The 16900-nt window shown below is 57.4% G+C and carries 16 protein-coding genes and 1 tRNA gene; 11 read left to right on the forward strand and 6 right to left on the reverse strand.

What is annotated here, in order from left to right; all coding sequences use genetic code 11:
* Window positions 1–264: hypothetical protein (locus tag AC1DSG_RS16155; RefSeq protein ID WP_477791785.1), on the forward strand; the 264-nt coding region annotated here is incomplete at its 5' end.
* Between the two features lie 9 nt (window positions 265–273).
* On the forward strand, window positions 274–594 hold the full coding sequence (locus AC1DSG_RS16160) for an I78 family peptidase inhibitor (RefSeq protein WP_477791786.1): 321 nt from the start codon (window positions 274–276) through the stop codon (window positions 592–594).
* A 72-nt stretch (window positions 595–666) separates the two neighbouring features.
* Here AC1DSG_RS16160 and AC1DSG_RS16165 read toward each other — a convergent pair whose 3' ends face one another.
* Both AC1DSG_RS16165 and AC1DSG_RS16170 read right to left on the reverse strand, forming a co-directional pair.
* Window positions 667–879 (reverse strand): cold-shock protein, encoded by a 213-nt coding sequence (locus AC1DSG_RS16165; protein ID WP_477791787.1) that lies wholly within the window; start codon window positions 877–879, stop codon window positions 667–669.
* A gap of 291 nt (window positions 880–1170) precedes the next feature.
* Window positions 1171–1473, reverse strand: a complete 303-nt coding sequence (locus AC1DSG_RS16170) for a hypothetical protein (protein WP_477791788.1) — start codon at window positions 1471–1473, stop codon at window positions 1171–1173.
* Between the two features lie 374 nt (window positions 1474–1847).
* Between AC1DSG_RS16170 and thrS the strand changes: the two genes are divergently transcribed.
* From thrS to AC1DSG_RS16215, 9 genes are all read left to right on the forward strand, one after another.
* Window positions 1848–3770 carry a threonine--tRNA ligase gene (thrS, locus tag AC1DSG_RS16175; RefSeq protein ID WP_477791789.1) on the forward strand — a complete coding sequence of 641 codons (1923 nt, stop codon included), beginning with the start codon at window positions 1848–1850 and terminating at the stop codon, window positions 3768–3770.
* Window positions 3770–4321, forward strand: a complete 552-nt coding sequence (gene infC / locus AC1DSG_RS16180; protein WP_477791797.1) for a translation initiation factor IF-3 — start codon at window positions 3770–3772, stop codon at window positions 4319–4321. Before thrS ends, infC begins: the two co-directional genes overlap by 1 nt.
* A gap of 60 nt (window positions 4322–4381) precedes the next feature.
* Window positions 4382–4576: a 50S ribosomal protein L35 gene (rpmI, locus tag AC1DSG_RS16185; protein ID WP_008145659.1), complete on the forward strand. Its 195-nt coding sequence runs from the start codon at window positions 4382–4384 to the stop codon at window positions 4574–4576.
* Between the two features lie 27 nt (window positions 4577–4603).
* Window positions 4604–4960: a 50S ribosomal protein L20 gene (gene rplT, locus AC1DSG_RS16190; protein WP_007905879.1), complete on the forward strand. Its 357-nt coding sequence runs from the start codon at window positions 4604–4606 to the stop codon at window positions 4958–4960.
* Between the two features lie 109 nt (window positions 4961–5069).
* Entirely contained in the window at window positions 5070–6086 is a 1017-nt protein-coding gene (gene pheS, locus AC1DSG_RS16195) for a phenylalanine--tRNA ligase subunit alpha (protein WP_477791790.1), read from the forward strand.
* A gap of 26 nt (window positions 6087–6112) precedes the next feature.
* Window positions 6113–8494 (forward strand): phenylalanine--tRNA ligase subunit beta, encoded by a 2382-nt coding sequence (pheT, locus tag AC1DSG_RS16200; RefSeq protein WP_477791791.1) that lies wholly within the window; start codon window positions 6113–6115, stop codon window positions 8492–8494.
* A gap of 3 nt (window positions 8495–8497) precedes the next feature.
* Window positions 8498–8800 (forward strand): integration host factor subunit alpha, encoded by a 303-nt coding sequence (gene ihfA, locus AC1DSG_RS16205; protein ID WP_002553164.1) that lies wholly within the window; start codon window positions 8498–8500, stop codon window positions 8798–8800.
* Window positions 8781–9137 carry a MerR family transcriptional regulator gene (locus tag AC1DSG_RS16210; RefSeq protein ID WP_477791792.1) on the forward strand — a complete coding sequence of 119 codons (357 nt, stop codon included), beginning with the start codon at window positions 8781–8783 and terminating at the stop codon, window positions 9135–9137. Before ihfA ends, AC1DSG_RS16210 begins: the two co-directional genes overlap by 20 nt.
* Before the next feature lie 89 nt (window positions 9138–9226).
* Window positions 9227–9303, forward strand: a tRNA-Pro gene (locus AC1DSG_RS16215).
* 99 nt (window positions 9304–9402) lie between these two features.
* Here the strand turns inward: AC1DSG_RS16215 and AC1DSG_RS16220 are convergent.
* From AC1DSG_RS16220 to AC1DSG_RS16235, 4 genes are all read right to left on the reverse strand, one after another.
* Window positions 9403–9732 (reverse strand): hypothetical protein, encoded by a 330-nt coding sequence (locus AC1DSG_RS16220; protein ID WP_477791793.1) that lies wholly within the window; start codon window positions 9730–9732, stop codon window positions 9403–9405.
* Between the two features lie 512 nt (window positions 9733–10244).
* Window positions 10245–11525 carry an RICIN domain-containing protein gene (locus AC1DSG_RS16225; RefSeq protein WP_477791794.1) on the reverse strand — a complete coding sequence of 427 codons (1281 nt, stop codon included), beginning with the start codon at window positions 11523–11525 and terminating at the stop codon, window positions 10245–10247.
* Window positions 11522–13945: a hypothetical protein gene (locus AC1DSG_RS16230; RefSeq protein WP_477791795.1), complete on the reverse strand. Its 2424-nt coding sequence runs from the start codon at window positions 13943–13945 to the stop codon at window positions 11522–11524. The genes AC1DSG_RS16225 and AC1DSG_RS16230 overlap by 4 nt, the downstream gene beginning before the upstream one ends.
* A gap of 70 nt (window positions 13946–14015) precedes the next feature.
* Complete coding sequence (locus AC1DSG_RS16235; protein ID WP_477791796.1) at window positions 14016–16520, reverse strand: alpha-xenorhabdolysin family binary toxin subunit A; 2505 nt, start codon at window positions 16518–16520, stop codon at window positions 14016–14018.
* Window positions 16521–16900 lie beyond the last annotated feature (380 nt).

Below are 16900 nucleotides of genomic sequence, written 5' to 3' on the forward strand. Positions count from 1 at the left end.
GGTCATGCAGATTTTCAACGCGCTGAAATAGAACTGGCCGGTCATGCAGATTTTCAAAGCGCTGAAAGAGAACTGGCCGAACCCGCCGTACGACTACATCGACGTATATTGATCGCTGTTCATATTCAGTCACCATTTAGTGATGAAGGGCAGGGCAGTGCTCAGGCAAACTTGGCGCCTGTCCGGATCGAGGGCGGGGTGGTGGCATTTACCTCGAAACCTGGCGCCGCCATGGTGGTCGCACGATCTCAGCCAATTATTTAAGGAGGCTTCATGCCTTGGAAGCTCGCGTCATTGGGTACTTTGTTTGCCGTCAGTTTGCTGGYAGGTTGCAGCAGTACGTCATCCGAGTCGGCAACAGACCCTGTAACGACGACTGACACGGGACATAGCCGCTGTGAGGCAAAAGCTTCGGAATTCACCCTTGGCAAAGCAGCTTCGCCCGAGCTATTGGAGCAGGCGCGCACTCGCGCAGGCGCACAAAACGCACGGTTCCTGTCGCCCAATGACATGGTGACGCTGGAATACCGCTCTGATCGCTTGAATCTGCACACCGATGCCAGTCGGGTTGTCACCCGCGTCAACTGCGGCTGATCATGCCAGGCTTTTGTTTCACCCATAAAAAACCCCGTCGCATGGACGGGGTTTTTTTAGTGCGCCAGAAACTTACTCTGGGCGAACTTGTGCAGCTTGCATACCCTTTTGGCCTTTCTCAGCCACGAAGGAAACAGTCTGGCCTTCTTTCAGGCTTTTGAAACCGTCGCTTTCGATAGCTTTGAAGTGTAYGAACAGGTCGTCACCGCCACCTTGAGGAGTGATGAAGCCGAAGCCTTTTTCATCGTTGAACCATTTAACGGTGCCGGTTTGGCGATTAGACATGGTGTATCTCCAAGAAACATATATTTTCAGTAGTGCTGTGCTGCTCAGGCCAACTGGGCACACCGGAGTATCATAGTCGAAATGTTCGCTTTGGGAGCCCCCCGGAGGCGCTGTTTGCCTTGCTGTCGAGCGTTCTTTACTGCTTCAAGTGGCTGGAAGCCCCGTTTTTAAAGGCTTTCAGCCGAAAGAAAAGACGAAAAAAAAGCTGTAAAACCTTCAAAAAATGTCTGACAAAGCGACATTCGGCTTGTTTTTTCGGTCGTTGCAGGTGAAAAAATGAATGCGAGACGCTTATTTCTTCGCCCCGGTATCGACCCTGCAAGTGGCGATTTTCTGCATCGCCTGATTCCCCAGCTCTGGACTCGCAGAGCCGTTCATCAATGCCTGAAGGTCTTTGGCAGGATATGATTTGAGCTGATCGGCGCCGCAACCACAGACGGCTTTTGCCTTCGCATCACCAATCTTTTGCGCCGCAGCAGGGACGCATTGCGCCATGTATTTCTCGCGCTCCCCCTTTGGCCAATCGGCATGGGCGGCCAATGGCAGCAGCAGAACGATGGGGGCGACTACGGCGAACAAACGGTTCAGACGCATGCTGGGATGCTCCTTGTGGGTCAATGACGTGTTATCTGAGGGGCGAAGCGGTGTTCAAGTTCAGCACTCTGGCATAAAAATGCCCGATTTGCCCCCGTACAAAGTCTGCTTGCGTCGACGACCGGTCATCTGTGCTAGCATGCCCCGCTCGGGCGTTTGCAAGCTCCGGATGACCTTCAGTCCCGGTGGCGGCAACCGCGCGAATAACCCTGATTTGAATCCCAGTCACTCTGGTTCGGTTTTCCGGTTGGCCGCAAGGCTCCTGCCGCTGTAAGGCAGGCGTTCGTCATTGAATGGCCTGGATCGGATCTTGTACTGGCTCATCCCAACCCACGTGACCTTTGGTAGGGGTCACCACTAGGAGAGGAGGCGCCATGCCAACTATTACTCTTCCAGACGGCAGTCAACGTTCATTCGATCACCCGGTTTCCGTAGCCGAGGTCGCCGCATCCATTGGTGCAGGTCTGGCCAAAGCCACCGTGGCCGGCAAGGTCAATGGCAAGCTGGTCGACGCCAGCGACACCATCGACAGCGATTCCACGCTGCAAATCATTACGCCAAAGGATGAAGAGGGGCTGGAGATTATTCGCCACTCTTGCGCCCACCTGGTTGGCCACGCGGTCAAGCAGTTGTACCCGACTGCCAAAATGGTGATCGGGCCGGTCATTGACGAAGGCTTCTATTACGACATCGCCTTCGAGCGTCCTTTCACTCCGGACGACCTGGCCGCCATCGAACAGCGCATGCAGCAGCTGATCGAAAAAGATTACGACGTGATCAAGAAAGTCACTCCGCGCGCCGAAGTGATCGAAGTGTTCAAGGCCCGCGGCGAAGACTACAAGCTGCGCCTGGTCGAGGACATGCCGAACGAGCAGGCCATGGGTCTGTACTATCACGAAGAATACGTCGACATGTGCCGCGGCCCGCACGTGCCGAACACGCGTTTCCTGAAGTCCTTCAAACTGACCAAGTTGTCCGGCGCCTACTGGCGTGGCGATGCCAAGAACGAGCAGTTACAGCGCGTTTACGGCACTGCTTGGGCGGACAAGAAGCAGCTGGCAGCTTACATCCAGCGCATCGAAGAAGCTGAAAAGCGCGATCACCGCAAGATCGGCAAGCGCCTGGGCCTGTTCCATACCCAGGAAGAGTCGCCGGGCATGGTGTTCTGGCACCCGAACGGCTGGACGCTGTACCAGGTGCTCGAGCAGTACATGCGCAAGGTTCAGCGCGACAATGGCTACCTGGAGATCAAGACTCCACAAGTCGTTGACCGCAGCCTGTGGGAGAAATCCGGGCACTGGGCCAACTACGCCGACAACATGTTCACCACTCAGTCGGAAAACCGCGACTACGCCATCAAGCCAATGAACTGCCCTTGCCACGTGCAAGTGTTCAATCAGGGCCTGAAAAGCTACCGCGAGTTGCCGATGCGCCTGGCCGAATTCGGTGCTTGCCACCGTAACGAGCCATCGGGTGCGTTGCACGGCATCATGCGCGTGCGTGCGTTCACTCAGGACGACGCMCACATCTTCTGTACTGAAGAGCAGATGCAAGCCGAATCCGCTGCATTCATCAAGCTGACCATGGACGTTTATGCCGACTTCGGCTTTAAAGACGTCGAGATGAAGCTGTCCACTCGTCCGGAAAAACGCGTCGGTTCCGACGAGCTTTGGGATCGCGCCGAAGCGGCATTGGCTGCAGCCCTTGATAGCGCTGGGCTGCCGTATGATCTGCAGCCGGGCGAAGGTGCTTTCTACGGTCCGAAGATCGAGTTCTCGCTGAAAGATTGCCTTGGCCGTGTCTGGCAGTGTGGTACCCTTCAGCTCGATTTTAACCTGCCTGTCCGTCTGGGAGCCGAATATGTCTCCGAAGACAACAGTCGCAAGCACCCGGTAATGTTGCACCGGGCGATCCTGGGCTCCTTCGAACGTTTCGTCGGAATCCTGATCGAGCACTACGAGGGTGCATTCCCTGCGTGGCTGGCTCCGACCCAGGCAGTGATCATGAATATCACTGATAAACAGGCTGATTTTGCCGCCGAGGTTGAAAAAACTCTCAACGAAAGCGGATTTCGTGCCAAGTCTGACTTGAGAAATGAAAAGATCGGCTTTAAAATCCGCGAGCATACTTTGCTCAAGGTTCCCTATCTCTTGGTTATTGGAGATCGGGAAGTCGAGATGCAGACTGTCGCTGTGCGTACTCGTGAAGGTGCTGACCTGGGCTCGATGCCCGTCGCCCAGTTCGCTGAGTTTCTCGCGCAAGCGGTTTCCCGGCGTGGTCGCCCAGATTCGGAGTAATTATTATTAAGCGTGAAATGAGACAAGATAAACGAGCTGCACCGAAAGCCCCGATCAACGAGAATATCTCGGCACGCGAGGTTCGGTTAATTGGGGCTGAGGGTGAGCAGCTTGGGATTGTGTCAATTGAAGACGCGCTTCTTAAGGCTGAAGAGGCCAAGCTGGATCTGGTGGAGATTTCCGCCGATGCAGTACCCCCTGTTTGCAAGCTGATGGACTACGGCAAGTCGATCTTCGAAAAGAAGAAGCAGATTGCTGCGGCCAAGAAAAACCAGAAGCAGATTCAGGTTAAAGAAATCAAGTTTCGTCCAGGGACGGAGGAAGGGGATTACCAGGTAAAACTGCGCAACCTGGTACGTTTCCTGAGTGATGGGGACAGGGCCAAGGTATCCTTGCGATTCCGCGGCCGTGAGATGGCCMACCAGGAGCTGGGGATGGAACTCCTCAAGCGAGTTGAAGGTGACTTGCTCGAGTACGGTTCGGTCGAACAGCATCCTAAGATGGAAGGACGCCAGCTGATCATGGTCATCGCCCCGAAAAAGAAGAAGTAATCAACAGGGCACGGCAGGCCTTCTGATTATGTTTATCAACTGAATGCGGAGTATCCGAACATGCCAAAAATGAAAACTAAAAGTGGTGCTGCTAAGCGGTTTCTGAAAACTGCTAACGGTATCAAGCACAAGCACGCTTTCAAGAGCCACATCCTGACTAAAATGTCGACCAAGCGTAAGCGTCAACTGCGCGGTAGCAGCTTGCTGGCACCGTGTGACGTGGCAAAAGTCGAGCGCATGCTGCGCCTTCGTTAATTTAGTCAAGAATAGAGGAAGTAACTCATGGCTCGTGTAAAGCGTGGCGTCATTGCCCGTAAACGTCACAAAAAAATTCTGAAACTTGCTAAAGGCTACTACGGCGCTCGCTCGCGCGTATTCCGTGTTGCCAAGCAAGCGGTAATCAAGGCAGGCCAATACGCCTACCGTGACCGTCGTCAGAAAAAACGTCAGTTCCGCGCTCTGTGGATCGCTCGTATCAACGCTGGTGCACGTATCAACGGTCTGTCCTACAGCCGTTTCATCGCCGGCCTGAAAAAAGCGTCCATCGAGATCGACCGTAAGGTTCTGGCTGATCTGGCAGTGAACGAAAAAGCGGCGTTTGCTGCGATTGTCGAGAAAGCTAAAGCCACCTTGGCTTAAGTACCCCCGACAGTCACCCGGCCTCACCTCTGTGGGGCCAGGTGTTAAACGTCATAAATAGGGGAAGAGCCTTCAAGCTCTTCCCCTATTTTGTATCTGGAGTCTGTACATGGAAAACCTGGATGCGCTCGTCTCTCAAGCACTAGAGGCTGTGCAAAGCGCTGAAGATATCAATGCCCTGGAGCAAATCCGGGTTCACTACCTTGGTAAAAAGGGTGAATTGACTCAGGTGATGAAGACCCTGGGGAATTTGCCGGCAGAAGAGCGCCCGCAAGTCGGCGCGCTGATCAACGTTGCCAAGGAGCGTGTCACAGAGGTTCTCAACGCTCGCAAGGCACTGTTTGAAGAGGCCGACCTGGCCGCCAAACTGTCTGCCGAGTCGATTGACGTGACCCTGCCTGGCCGCGGTCAGACCTCCGGTGGTCTGCATCCGGTTACACGCACTCTGGAACGTATCGAGCAGTTCTTCACCCACATCGGCTACGGCATCGCCGAAGGCCCTGAGGTCGAAGACGACTATCACAACTTCGAAGCACTCAACATCCCAGGCCACCACCCAGCCCGGTCGATGCATGACACCTTCTATTTCAATGCCAACATGTTGCTGCGCACCCATACCTCGCCGGTACAGGTCCGCACCATGGAATCGAAACAACCGCCGATCCGCATTGTCTGCCCAGGCCGTGTGTACCGTAGCGACTCCGATATCACCCACTCGCCGATGTTCCACCAGGTCGAAGGCCTGCTGGTCGATCGCGATATCAACTTCGCCGACCTGAAAGGGACCATCGAAGAGTTCCTGCGCGTGTTCTTCGAAAACGAACTGGCCGTGCGTTTCCGTCCTTCGTACTTCCCGTTCACCGAGCCATCGGCTGAAGTCGACATGGAATGCGTGATGTGCAGCGGTAAAGGCTGCCGCGTCTGCAAACAGACTGGCTGGCTGGAAGTGATGGGCTGCGGCATGGTTCACCCGAACGTGTTGCGCATGTCCGGGATCGACCCGGAAGAGTTTTCGGGCTTTGCTTTCGGCATGGGCGTAGAGCGTCTGGCCATGCTGCGTTACGGCGTGAACGACTTGCGTCTGTTCTTCGACAACGACTTGCGGTTCCTCGCGCAATTTCGCTAGTCGTAACGAATTCTTAGGAGAGCAGGATGAAATTCAGTGAACAATGGCTGCGTGGCTGGGTAAGCCCGCAGGTAAGTCGCGACGAGCTGGTTGCTCGTCTGTCGATGGCCGGTCTTGAGGTCGATAGCGTTACGCCGGCCGCCGGTGTTTTCAGTGGTGTGGTCGTTGGCGAGGTGCTGAGCACAGAGCAGCATCTGGACGCTGACAAGCTGCGTGTTTGCCAGGTCAGCAATGGCTCGGAGACCTTCCAGGTAGTCTGTGGCGCGCCAAACGTGCGCCCGGGCCTGAAGATCCCGTTCGCCATGATCGGTGCCGAACTGCCGGGCGACTTCAAAATCAAGAAAGCCAAGCTGCGTGGCGTTGAGTCCAACGGCATGCTGTGCTCACAAGCCGAACTGCAGGTGGGTGAAGGCAACGATGGTCTGATGGAATTGCCGGCCGATGCGCCGGTCGGTCAGGACATTCGTGAGTACCTGAACCTGGACGACGCCAGCATCGAGGTCGACCTGACCCCGAACCGCGGCGACTGCCTGTCCCTGGCCGGTCTGGCTCGTGAAGTCGGTGCGCTGTACGCCGCCAGCGTCACCCGCCCGGTCGTTGCCACTGTTCCAGCCGTGCACGATGAAGTGCGTTCGGTTGAAGTGCTGGCGCCGGCCGCTTGCCCGCGTTACCTGGGTCGTGTGATCCGAAACGTTGACCTGTCCAAGCCAACCCCGCTGTGGATGGTTGAGCGCCTGCGTCGTTCCGAGGTGCGCAGCATCRATGCAGCTGTCGACATCACCAACTACGTGATGCTGGAGCTGGGTCAGCCGTTGCACGCGTTCGATCTCGCCGAAATCAATGGCGGCATCCGCGTGCGCATGGCCGATGAGGGCGAGAAGCTGGTTCTGCTCGACGGTCAGGAAGTCAGCCTGCGTAGCGATACGCTGGTGATTGCCGACCACACCCGCGCTTTGGCGATCGCCGGCGTCATGGGTGGCGAGCACAGTGGCGTCAACACTGCGGCCACTCGCGATATTTTCCTTGAAAGTGCGTTCTTCGATCAGATCGCAGTCGCTGGCAAGGCTCGTTCCTACGGCCTGCACACCGATGCCTCGCACCGCTATGAGCGTGGCGTGGACTGGCAACTGGCCCGTGAAGCCATGGAACGCGCCACTGGCTTGCTGCTGGACATCACTGGCGGCGAAGCCGGCCCGATCATCGAAACCGTCAGCGAGCAACACCTGCCGAAAATCGCGCCGGTCACCCTGCGTGCACAACGCATCACCCAGATGCTGGGCATGGAAATGGATTCGGCCGAAGTCGAGCGCCTGCTCAACGCGTTGGGCCTGACCGTTTCCGCCGAAGGGGCAGGGCAGTGGCGCGTTGAAGTGCCAAGCCATCGCTTCGACATCAGCCTGGAAGTCGATTTGATCGAAGAGCTGGCTCGTCTGTACGGCTACAACCGTCTGCCGGTTCGTTATCCGCAGGCTCGTCTGGCGCCGCAAGCCAAGGCTGAAGCGCGTAGCGATCTGCCTGAGCTGCGTCGTTTGCTGGTCGCCCGTGGTTATCAGGAAGCGATCACCTACAGCTTCATCGATCCGAAACAGTTCGAACTGTTCAATCCGGGCGTGGAACCGCTGCTGCTGGCCAACCCGATTTCGAACGACATGGCTGCCATGCGTTCGTCCTTGTGGCCAGGTCTGGTCAAGGCACTCCAGCACAACCTGAACCGTCAACAGGATCGTGTCCGCCTGTTCGAAAGCGGTCTGCGTTTCGTTGGCCAACTCGAAGGCCTGAAGCAAGAGCCGATGTTGGCGGGTGTTGTTTGCGGTAGCCGTCTGCCGGAAGGCTGGGCACAGGGCCGCGATGTCGTGGACTTCTTCGACGTCAAGGCTGACGTGGAAGCGGTGCTGGGCTTCGCCGGTGCGCTGGATTCGTTCACTTTCGTGCCGGGCAAACACCCAGCGCTGCACCCGGGTCAGACCGCGCGCATCGAACGTGAAGGCCGTCTGGTAGGTTTCGTCGGTGCCATCCACCCTGAATTGTCGAAAACTCTCGGTCTCGACCGTCCGGTCTTCGTTTTCGAACTGGTTCTGGCTGAAGTGGCGTTGGGCAAAATGCCTAAATTCCAGGAGTTATCGCGCTTTCCTGAAGTGCGTCGTGACCTTGCACTGATCGCCGAAAAAGACGTCGCAGCCAGCGCTGTACTGGACGTAATCCGTGAAAATGCAGGCGAATGGCTGACAGACCTCAGGCTATTTGACGTGTATCAGGGTAAAGGCATTGATCCTGATAGAAAAAGCCTAGCCGTCGGCTTGACCTGGCAGCATCCATCGCGCACTCTTAATGACGATGAGGTGAATACCACGACGCAAAACATCCTCACCTCGCTCGAACAAAGGTTGAACGCCACGTTAAGGAAGTGACGTATGGGGGCTCTGACGAAAGCTGAGATGGCGGAACGTCTGTATGAAGAGCTGGGCCTGAATAAACGGGAGGCCAAGGAATTGGTCGAACTGTTTTTTGAAGAAATCAGGCATGCTCTTGAAGACAACGAACAAGTCAAATTGTCCGGTTTTGGCAATTTCGACCTTCGGGACAAACGCCAGCGGCCTGGCCGCAATCCGAAAACGGGGGAAGAAATCCCGATCACGGCTCGCCGTGTGGTCACCTTTCGTCCAGGGCAGAAGTTGAAGGCCCGAGTTGAGGCTTATGCTGGAACCAAGTCATAACGACGAGCTACCCGTCATCCCAGGCAAACGCTACTTCACCATCGGTGAAGTAAGCGAGCTGTGTGCGGTAAAACCGCACGTGCTGCGCTATTGGGAGCAGGAGTTTCCTCAACTCAACCCCGTCAAACGCCGCGGAAACCGCCGGTATTATCAGCGACAAGACGTGCTGATGATCCGGCAGATCCGCGCGCTTCTTTACGATCAAGGATTCACCATCGGCGGCGCACGCTTGCGCTTGTCCGGCGATGAAGCCAAAGACGACACCACCCAATACAAACAGATGATTCGGCAGATGATTGCTGAGCYGGAAGATGTGTTGGTGGTTCTCAAGAAATAATTTCCTGCGTTTGAATACTTCCAGTTTTCAAAAGGTTGGGATATATTCTTGAGCGTTCCTCGAGGTGAGGGACGAGTTTCACGCCTAGTCGGGGCGTAGCGCAGTCCGGTAGCGCACTAGCATGGGGTGCTAGGGGTCGAGTGTTCGAATCACTCCGTCCCGACCATATTTTTCAATGAGTTAGCCCAATCTGAAAAGATTGGGCTTTTTCATTTATGGCTTAGGGGTAAACAGAGGGGTAAACACATTTGCCTGATGTGCACGCTCAAGCCAACAATGGATCACCTTCAGCATCACGGGAGGCCTGTTGCAATTCGAGGTGCTTGCCCGCACGTTTGCGATTGGGCTCATCACCCAAGTGTCGTTGACCTGCTGACAGTCCCAGTGCCCGAACAAAGGTTACCGCCTGGCGCTTGAGGTTACCGCAGTGGGTCGTTCGAGGGTTGATGATCGGCGTACTGAGGCGAGTCGTTAGCACGTCACCTTCGACTGCTAACACCTCTTGAGTCCATTCGATTTGGGCATTGATCTCGGACAACTCGGTCGCCAAGTGCAGGTCATAGGCTCCCCACATGGTCACTGGCCGCATGCTCATAATCATCTCGAAAATTTGCTGTGCGCGCGGTTCAAGATTGCGTGTCGGCATCAAAACCATCCGAGCCGCCTGCATCACCTCGACCTTGGCATCGATTGAGGTCTCCAGTAGCTTTGGGAGTTCCGCTTGTCTTCTGGCCATTTTCGACCTCGAAATCACTCTAATCAGTAATGAAGAAAGGCACAGTGGCCGCTCGGTGCTTAGTCGCCTTTTTCGAAGCATAGCCCCCCTCCATGATCCACATCCTTTCGATCGGCTAACCATCAGTCTAGGCCTTGAGGGGAGAGCCGTCTGACTGTCCGATGCACCGAAGTAGGTACGTCCATCAGCCACAATGCCATTCATTGCTGCTGACCAGCCCATCGCCCAATGCTGAACAATTTTGCATTGGACCTAACATGTTCAACTCCACTGTTATGGGTAGAAATCGGCCAGGAGCGGTCATTCAGACATGCAGGAAGCCGGGGCAATTCAAACCGTTCGGCAATTTGATTACACGTGTCTGAATTCCGTCAGCGTGGCACGACGCGCCAGTACTGCGCGGCATAGTATCCAGGTTCACGCATGATGGCTTTGCCCTCGTTGGGAGGCGTATCCACTACGCGGGCTTCCGAGAGGAAGCTGTTGTAGAGACGGATCGTGCCTGCACGGTCGGTAGCCGCACAGCGCCAATACTGACCGCTAAACTTCGGCTGTTGCGCGTTGGTGCTGCTCATGGTCAGGGGATAGTACCTGCCCGAATTATTGATTACGTCGAGGGCAGTCTGCGGGGCATTGAAGGCCTCGTTGCGGATTAGCCAATATCCCTGGCCTATCTTGTTGAACTGCCAGTGGGTGGCGGCTGCATTGAAGCCGACGACAGGCGTCGCACTGCGCGTCTGGGAAAGAATCAGCCCGGATCCGCCGAGCATCGCCTTGCTGCCGTACTTGCTGGCCCAGTATTCGCTTTCCAGACTCACCCATTGACCGTCCTTGATCTCAGGACATTGGTCGTATAGATAGTCGCCCGTCTCGAAGTGGCGGAACGCGTCGTCGGTGAGTCGCAGCAAGGACAGAGCACGGGCCTCAATGGCGACTCGTGTGATCTCGCGCATCGCCGCAGTAATCGCGATCAGCGGCCGCTCCGACTGGCGCTCGGGTGTCACCGGCAGGATTCGCCGTGCGTTCTGCAGGTCAGCGAGCAGGGCCCGCCAGCGGGCGGAGACCTCGCCGAGGCCGCTGGCCACGGACTCCGGCGATGGCCCGATGCGAATCACCGGATTGGGTGCGTGGTTGCCCTTGGCATATTGCGTGGCCGCCGCCCGGACCAAGCCGGCATAGCGAAGCAGATCCGGCACCAGGGGTGTGGCGGCTGCGATCGCTCCATCGAGTTGCTGTTCGAGTTGCGCGATCCCGGCACTCCACGCAACTTCATCGAGGGGAGCGGTGGGATCGAGGGAGACCGCATCGAGCCGGTCGCAGTACTGCTGCAAACCCTCGACCACCTGGCTCAGTTTGGACAGCGCATCGGCCACCGCATCGGTGCGTGTACGAAGCCTCCCCCAATTGGCCGCCTCCTGCCGCAACGCCACGAACTCTGTTAGTGGCCGCAGGCGTCGGGCCAGGGTCATGCTCCCGCTGTCTTCGACCCGATCCCGCCCGACCAGGAATGAGAATTCCGCAGTATCTCGCCAGACCTGCGCCGACACCGGAGCCTGCGGCTCTGGTGTCGGTACCCGGCAAGACTGGGCAACGGCAGAGCCGCATGAGAGAGTCGTCGATGCGACCAGCAACAGCGCGTTGCGTCGCTTCATACCGTGGCGTATCCCTTCAGCACGATCCGCAATGCCTGCACGGGGCCCGATAGCTGTTTCGGCTCGACAAGCTCAATGAGCCAGGTAGTGAAGGGGGTGGGCAGCACGTCGTGGAGCGTCTGCTCGAACTCGACCCGCTCACCGCGGTACTCGAACCGCAGGCTCTGGGGCGCGGCAAAGAACGCGTCGGTACCCCGATCGCCAGGATCAAGGAAGGTGGAACCGGTTACCAGTTCGATGGCAACTCGCGACTGCGTGGTTTCCGCGCCTTGCGTGACTTCCGCCCAGGCTTGGGTGGATGCGAGTCGGACCCGTTTGAACTTGGCAAAGTCCGGGTGATCGGTGAGTAGATCGAAACGGACAGGCTGGCCCGCAGAGAACTTCTTGAGCAGTTCGTCATCCGTAATCCTTAGCTCGCGTGTAAAGTCCCCCACTTTCTTGGCAGTTGCCGCTTGTGCGGTTGCGTAGTCGGTACGCGCAGTGGCAAGGACAATGCTCATGTCGGCACTTGTCGTCACCATGATCAGGCGACTGGTGGGTTGCCTATAGGTTTCATAGGCCTGCGCTGCTCGCGCACCGTAGCTCGCGACGAAGAAGCCCCGCGACGCGCTTTCGGCTCGCGACGCCATCTCAGCCCGGACTCGCTCCCGGGTTTTTGCCTTGTCGGAAGCGTCCTGCGTGAAGGCTTCAAGTCGCTTCTGCTTGGCCATCACCGCCAGGCATTCGAGCTTGAGCGCCCCGAGTTGGCTAGCTATCGCAGCCTTGGCGGCCGACTGCTCTGCGAGCAGTCGGCCGTAGATTGCAACTCGCTGCACCCGGGTCTTGAAAGCCGTGGCGGCCTTCTTGACGGCGCTCTCGGTATCCGGGTCGTTGAGTACCAAGTCGAGGCGGTTGGCAATGTCCAGCTCCAGCACTGTCCAGGCGGCCTTCGCTTCGTTGGCATTCGGTATTTCCGTGAGCATGCGCATCGCATCGCCGAGTTGCGTGGCAAGCAGCTCAGTATCAAGATCGCGAACCGGGCCATGGTAGACAGGCAGGAGCGCGTTCAGCACGCTTTTGGCCGGGTCGACAAACTCCTTCAGTGTGCTCGCATTGTCCTTCGCCCATGTGATCGGGATGGCAAATGATTTTGCGAGGGCCAGCAGCGCGTTGATCGGTCCATCAATGGTCGAGCCGAGTTTTTGCGCTTCGGTAAACATCTCGCTCACGCCCTTCACGCCGTCGACGCCTTTCTGGGTGACGGCTTGCGGGTTGGGAGGGACGCCGACGCATAGTGCGGCGACGCTCGCGGCCACGGTAATCAGCGCTGTAGCGATCTGGAAACTCAGGCTGACTATGCGCTTGACCTGAGCAATGCTGGTTTCCAGTTCAAGCCGCATGGAGGCAATCTGGGCGTCGAATTCCTCTTGGCGCATGGTGCGGGAGGCCTTGTCGAGCGCCGCAATCTGCTCGCGAAGGCGCTTTTCCAATTCCTGGCGCAGCTCATCAAGCTTGGCCAGCTCGATCGAGTCGCGGTCGGCAAAGGCCGTCACGACGCCGACCACCAGGTGAGAGACATCCCCCGCACTGTCGAGGCTGCGCAAGTCATCCTCCATTGCAGCCATCACTTCCTGCTGGGCCTTCGAAATGTCCAGGTAATGCGTGGTGGTGAGGTTTGGAATGGGTTTGGCCTGGCCGCCCTGGTCGTTCGTGGGCACCAATGCCTTGAGGTTTTCGGCATCCCGGATGAGCTCGCCGAATTCGCTCTCGACCCCAGACCATTTGGTGATCCATGCCAGCACCTCGTGGCACAGCCTGTGGTCCGCTGCGCTCTGAGACGGCTTGCCGAGGACAGCAGCCGACAGTGCGAACAGAGATGCAAGCAGTCGATGCAGTGGTTGTCCGTGGCAGAGCAGCCCGGGGGGAACGCGTGTATAGCGCAAGGCCGGGCCACCGTCCTGCCACGTGAAGTTAGCGAATTGCGGTGCCTCGGAGGAACCCGCGGCAACCGCCACGTCGTAAGGGGTGTTGCCTTCAGGTCCTGCGTAGACGCGAAACTGGCCTTCGATCCGCTCGACAAATAGGCGCACGACGCTGAGCGTGTTCTGGTTGTTATGCAACATGCGCAAGGCGCCGACGTCTGTTCCTTCGGCTACGATGCGGCGTGTGACGATCGTTAGCCGGCGCAGTAGGCCGTCCAGGCGCCGGTCGAACCCGACCGGTAGAACAAGGGTGTCAGCATAGATGTCGAGGGCTTCAAGGCCAATCTGGCTGGCGTGATCGAGCGCCTCGGCCAGGTCGACCACCAGGTCGGCGACCACTCCGAGTGGCGAATACCCCCCGTCCGCGTCCTTGCCTCCGATGCGTACGAGGGGCGAAGGTGCAACGAGTCCGTCGGCAGAGAATTGCTTGATCAGGGTGCGCATTTCGGTGGGATTCATCTTGGGTGGTGTCCATTTTCTGATACTCCATGATCCCGGAGCGGGTTGGTCGCCGGTTGGCGACCCGGACTCAGGCAATTTTCTGGGTCACACCTGCAACGAACTCCTCGGTGGTCTTGGCCTTGGCTGGCGGACCGCCGAACTTGCGGAAGTGGTCTGCCTGCGTCGCAATACGCGCCCAGCCTTTCATCGCGTTGGTGAGGGCGATGGTGAGGTTGAACCAGTTTTCGCCCCTGATCGACACCCGTCCGTCCGTGCTCAACACCTTGTGGACATTTCCCAGGTCGGATGCGATCGCGCGCCACGCCTTGCCGAGGGTTTCCAACTTGGGACCCAGGTCGGTGATGCTCTTGCCTACCGCATCGAAACGATTGTTGGTTGAGGTGTAGTACGCCATAAAACGCTGGTTTGTTCCCAATAGGTCAGTCTGCTTGAGTATCTCCCCAAGCTTCTCCGCGATGTGTTTGCGGGTAAAATCGAGATCGATGCCGACCCCGACCAGGACGCCAGCCATGACCATGGGACCGAAGAATGGGATTAACAGATAAAGCGGCGCGGTGGAGAGGACGATAACCTCGTCCTTCTCCTTTTTACGCAGGCGCTCGAGTTCGTGGTTGAGGATGTCGATATCCGCTTGGATCTTCTTCATCAATACCCCCTCAACACCAAGCACCGTATTGAAGCGCTCGCGCTCCGCCGCGAAGGCCGCCTTGGAGGTATTGAGCCGCGCCAGGATCCCGTTCGGCGCGAGGATCGCGAGCTGGAGATCGTCAGCACGCTTCGCTCTATCGTTCGCATCCGTGATCAGTTGTTCGAGAGCACTGCTAAAGCGCTGCTTGATCTGTACTGATCGCCCCTGCACCGTATTGCTCTCCCAAGCTCCGACAAGCGCCAGCCACTTCTTCTCTCTGATGTCGGTTGTTGCTCCGTCAGGAGCTCCGTCGAAATCGAAGCGGTCGACTAGTTCAATCAGGCGCTCGTAGGTGGCAGCGGAGGCATCGTTGTAGTGGACGATGTCATCGGCAAGGGTAAGCATCTTTCCCTCGACCTCCGTCTTGAACATCTCACCGCATTTCTTCAGATCGGCAAAAAGGCCGACTGCGTCTGAAAACTCAGGCCGGAATTCGTCTTCGGTCCTCATTCCGAGGCTCATGCGCATCAGCGCAGTAGTGGTCGGATTGTCATGCGCCGACGTTTCGAAGAAGGTCGTAAGATCGACCCAGTCCTGAGTGCTGAGTACCGAGATGCCGTTGTAGATGTCCTGGCTTGGGTCGAAGGGCGTAGTGTCTTCTGACATGACTGTTTCTCCTTTGGCTTGGGGGTCAGCAAACTGCGGATAGGCGCGGCAGACAGCGGCAAAGTTAGCCGGTGTCAGATAGTCGGCAAGTTCGGAAAGCCCATGGATCTCGAGCTCGATGCCCATGTCGTCAAAGTACAAGGAAAACCATTCGGTGGTTGCGTCAGTACCGGACTTGCGCAGTTTCGCCTTGTCGGTTTCGTCCAGGTCGAATTTGAAGGTGCTGTAGTCCAGGTCCGGAATCTGAATCGTGCGCTGCGCGTACTTGCCATACACTGCTTTGTCGGTTGYCTGGCCTGCAGCCGTGATATCGACGCCGGCAAATTTGTCCGCCAGCTTGGCCTTGATATCCGCCCAGATCTTCGCCAGTCCGCTGGTCTCGTCCGCCTTGGCACCCTCCCAAAGGATTCGGCGAATCTCTTCCGCACTGTCTACCTTGAAGCCCAGGGTGGCGAGGTTCTGGTCGAACGCACCGCGAAGGATCTTGCGGTGGTTATCGGCCCGATACGTCTCCCCATCGAAGGCCCACATCGGGAAGTTTTCGAGGCAACCCCCGTCGATGTATTCCTTGCCTTGGTATTTGACACTCTTGAAGAACCAGGGCAGTGAGGACGAAATACGTACTGCCAGCGCCACCGGCATGTCCGGCGAATCGATCGCGCTGAACACCTCGATGCACCTGTCGGTGTAATTGGTCCCTGTGAAAACCACTTGGCGGATATTCAACGCCGGCGCCATCTCGGCCAGCTTCGCGAGCTCGGCGAAGGTGATTGCTCCGTGCTTGTTATCCAGCTCGGTCCAGAACGCGATCGCTTCGGGCCCTTGCCTCTCAACATGAGGCCGCGCCGCCTTCACGCGTTCGCCAATCATGTTCTGAATCCACGCGAGAAGTTTCTCGCCGAGGAATACTCCGCGACCGCGCTCATCGGATGTGCCGAAAAGGTTCTTCAGCGCCTGGATCACCTTGGCTGGTAGGCCCAGGTCGTCCTTCTCCGCCAAATCGGTGAGGTCGCCGATGCTTTGCTTCTCTACGATGGTCCGGGTTTCTGCGGCAGAGAGGCCAAGTCCGACGGCGAGAGCCGTCATCGCACCAGCCGAACTGCCGCCAACGTTACGCACGGAAGGCATGATGCCCTTCGCCTCCAGCACCTCGATGGCTCCGAGGTAGACCAGGCCCTTTGGCCCCCCCCCTTCAAAGACCAGATTCTCGATCAGCGCCTGGGGCAATATGGCCCCGATTGCGCCGGACGGCTTGCGATAAACCACCGGTGTAGACATTACCCATGCCTCCCATTACCCATTGAAAAACGTGACATGAATCACCTCCTTTTCATTGGTCTTCCGGATTTAGTCAGCTACACCAGCAGTCATCGCCCGTTATCAGCAGCCATCGCCTGTTATCTTGATAAATGCTTGATCCGTCCACCACGATAGACGGGGAGAAGGTTGTCGTAAGAACAAATAGAAGCCAGAGTTAGATTGGTAATTGCTAATCCTGGAGCAGAACGTCTGGACCCTCACCAAGCGTGGGGTTGAACATCTGTCCCGTTATGGCCGATCTCTGCCTTTCGCGAAGGGCAGAAAGCGGCCCAGAGTGTGTAAAAACGCATTAGGGCCGTGTCGGCGCGAAGAGCCGACGGCCGTTCGCTGACTGATTT

This window comes from Pseudomonas sp. P5_A12 (assembly GCF_056400685.1).

Excerpts from the sequence above, each read along its gene's own strand:
- AC1DSG_RS16170 (WP_477791788.1), bottom strand. The coding sequence starts at position 1,473 with ATGCGTCTGAACCGTTTGTTCGCCGTAGTCGCCCCCATCGTTCTGCTG.
- rpmI (WP_008145659.1), top strand. The coding sequence starts at position 4,382 with ATGCCAAAAATGAAAACTAAAAGTGGTGCTGCTAAGCGGTTTCTGAAA.
- rplT (WP_007905879.1), top strand. The coding sequence starts at position 4,604 with ATGGCTCGTGTAAAGCGTGGCGTCATTGCCCGTAAACGTCACAAAAAA.
- pheS (WP_477791790.1), top strand. The coding sequence starts at position 5,070 with ATGGAAAACCTGGATGCGCTCGTCTCTCAAGCACTAGAGGCTGTGCAA.
- ihfA (WP_002553164.1), top strand. The coding sequence starts at position 8,498 with ATGGGGGCTCTGACGAAAGCTGAGATGGCGGAACGTCTGTATGAAGAG.
- AC1DSG_RS16220 (WP_477791793.1), bottom strand. The coding sequence starts at position 9,732 with ATGAGCATGCGGCCAGTGACCATGTGGGGAGCCTATGACCTGCACTTG.
- AC1DSG_RS16225 (WP_477791794.1), bottom strand. The coding sequence starts at position 11,525 with ATGAAGCGACGCAACGCGCTGTTGCTGGTCGCATCGACGACTCTCTCA.
- AC1DSG_RS16230 (WP_477791795.1), bottom strand. The coding sequence starts at position 13,945 with ATGAATCCCACCGAAATGCGCACCCTGATCAAGCAATTCTCTGCCGAC.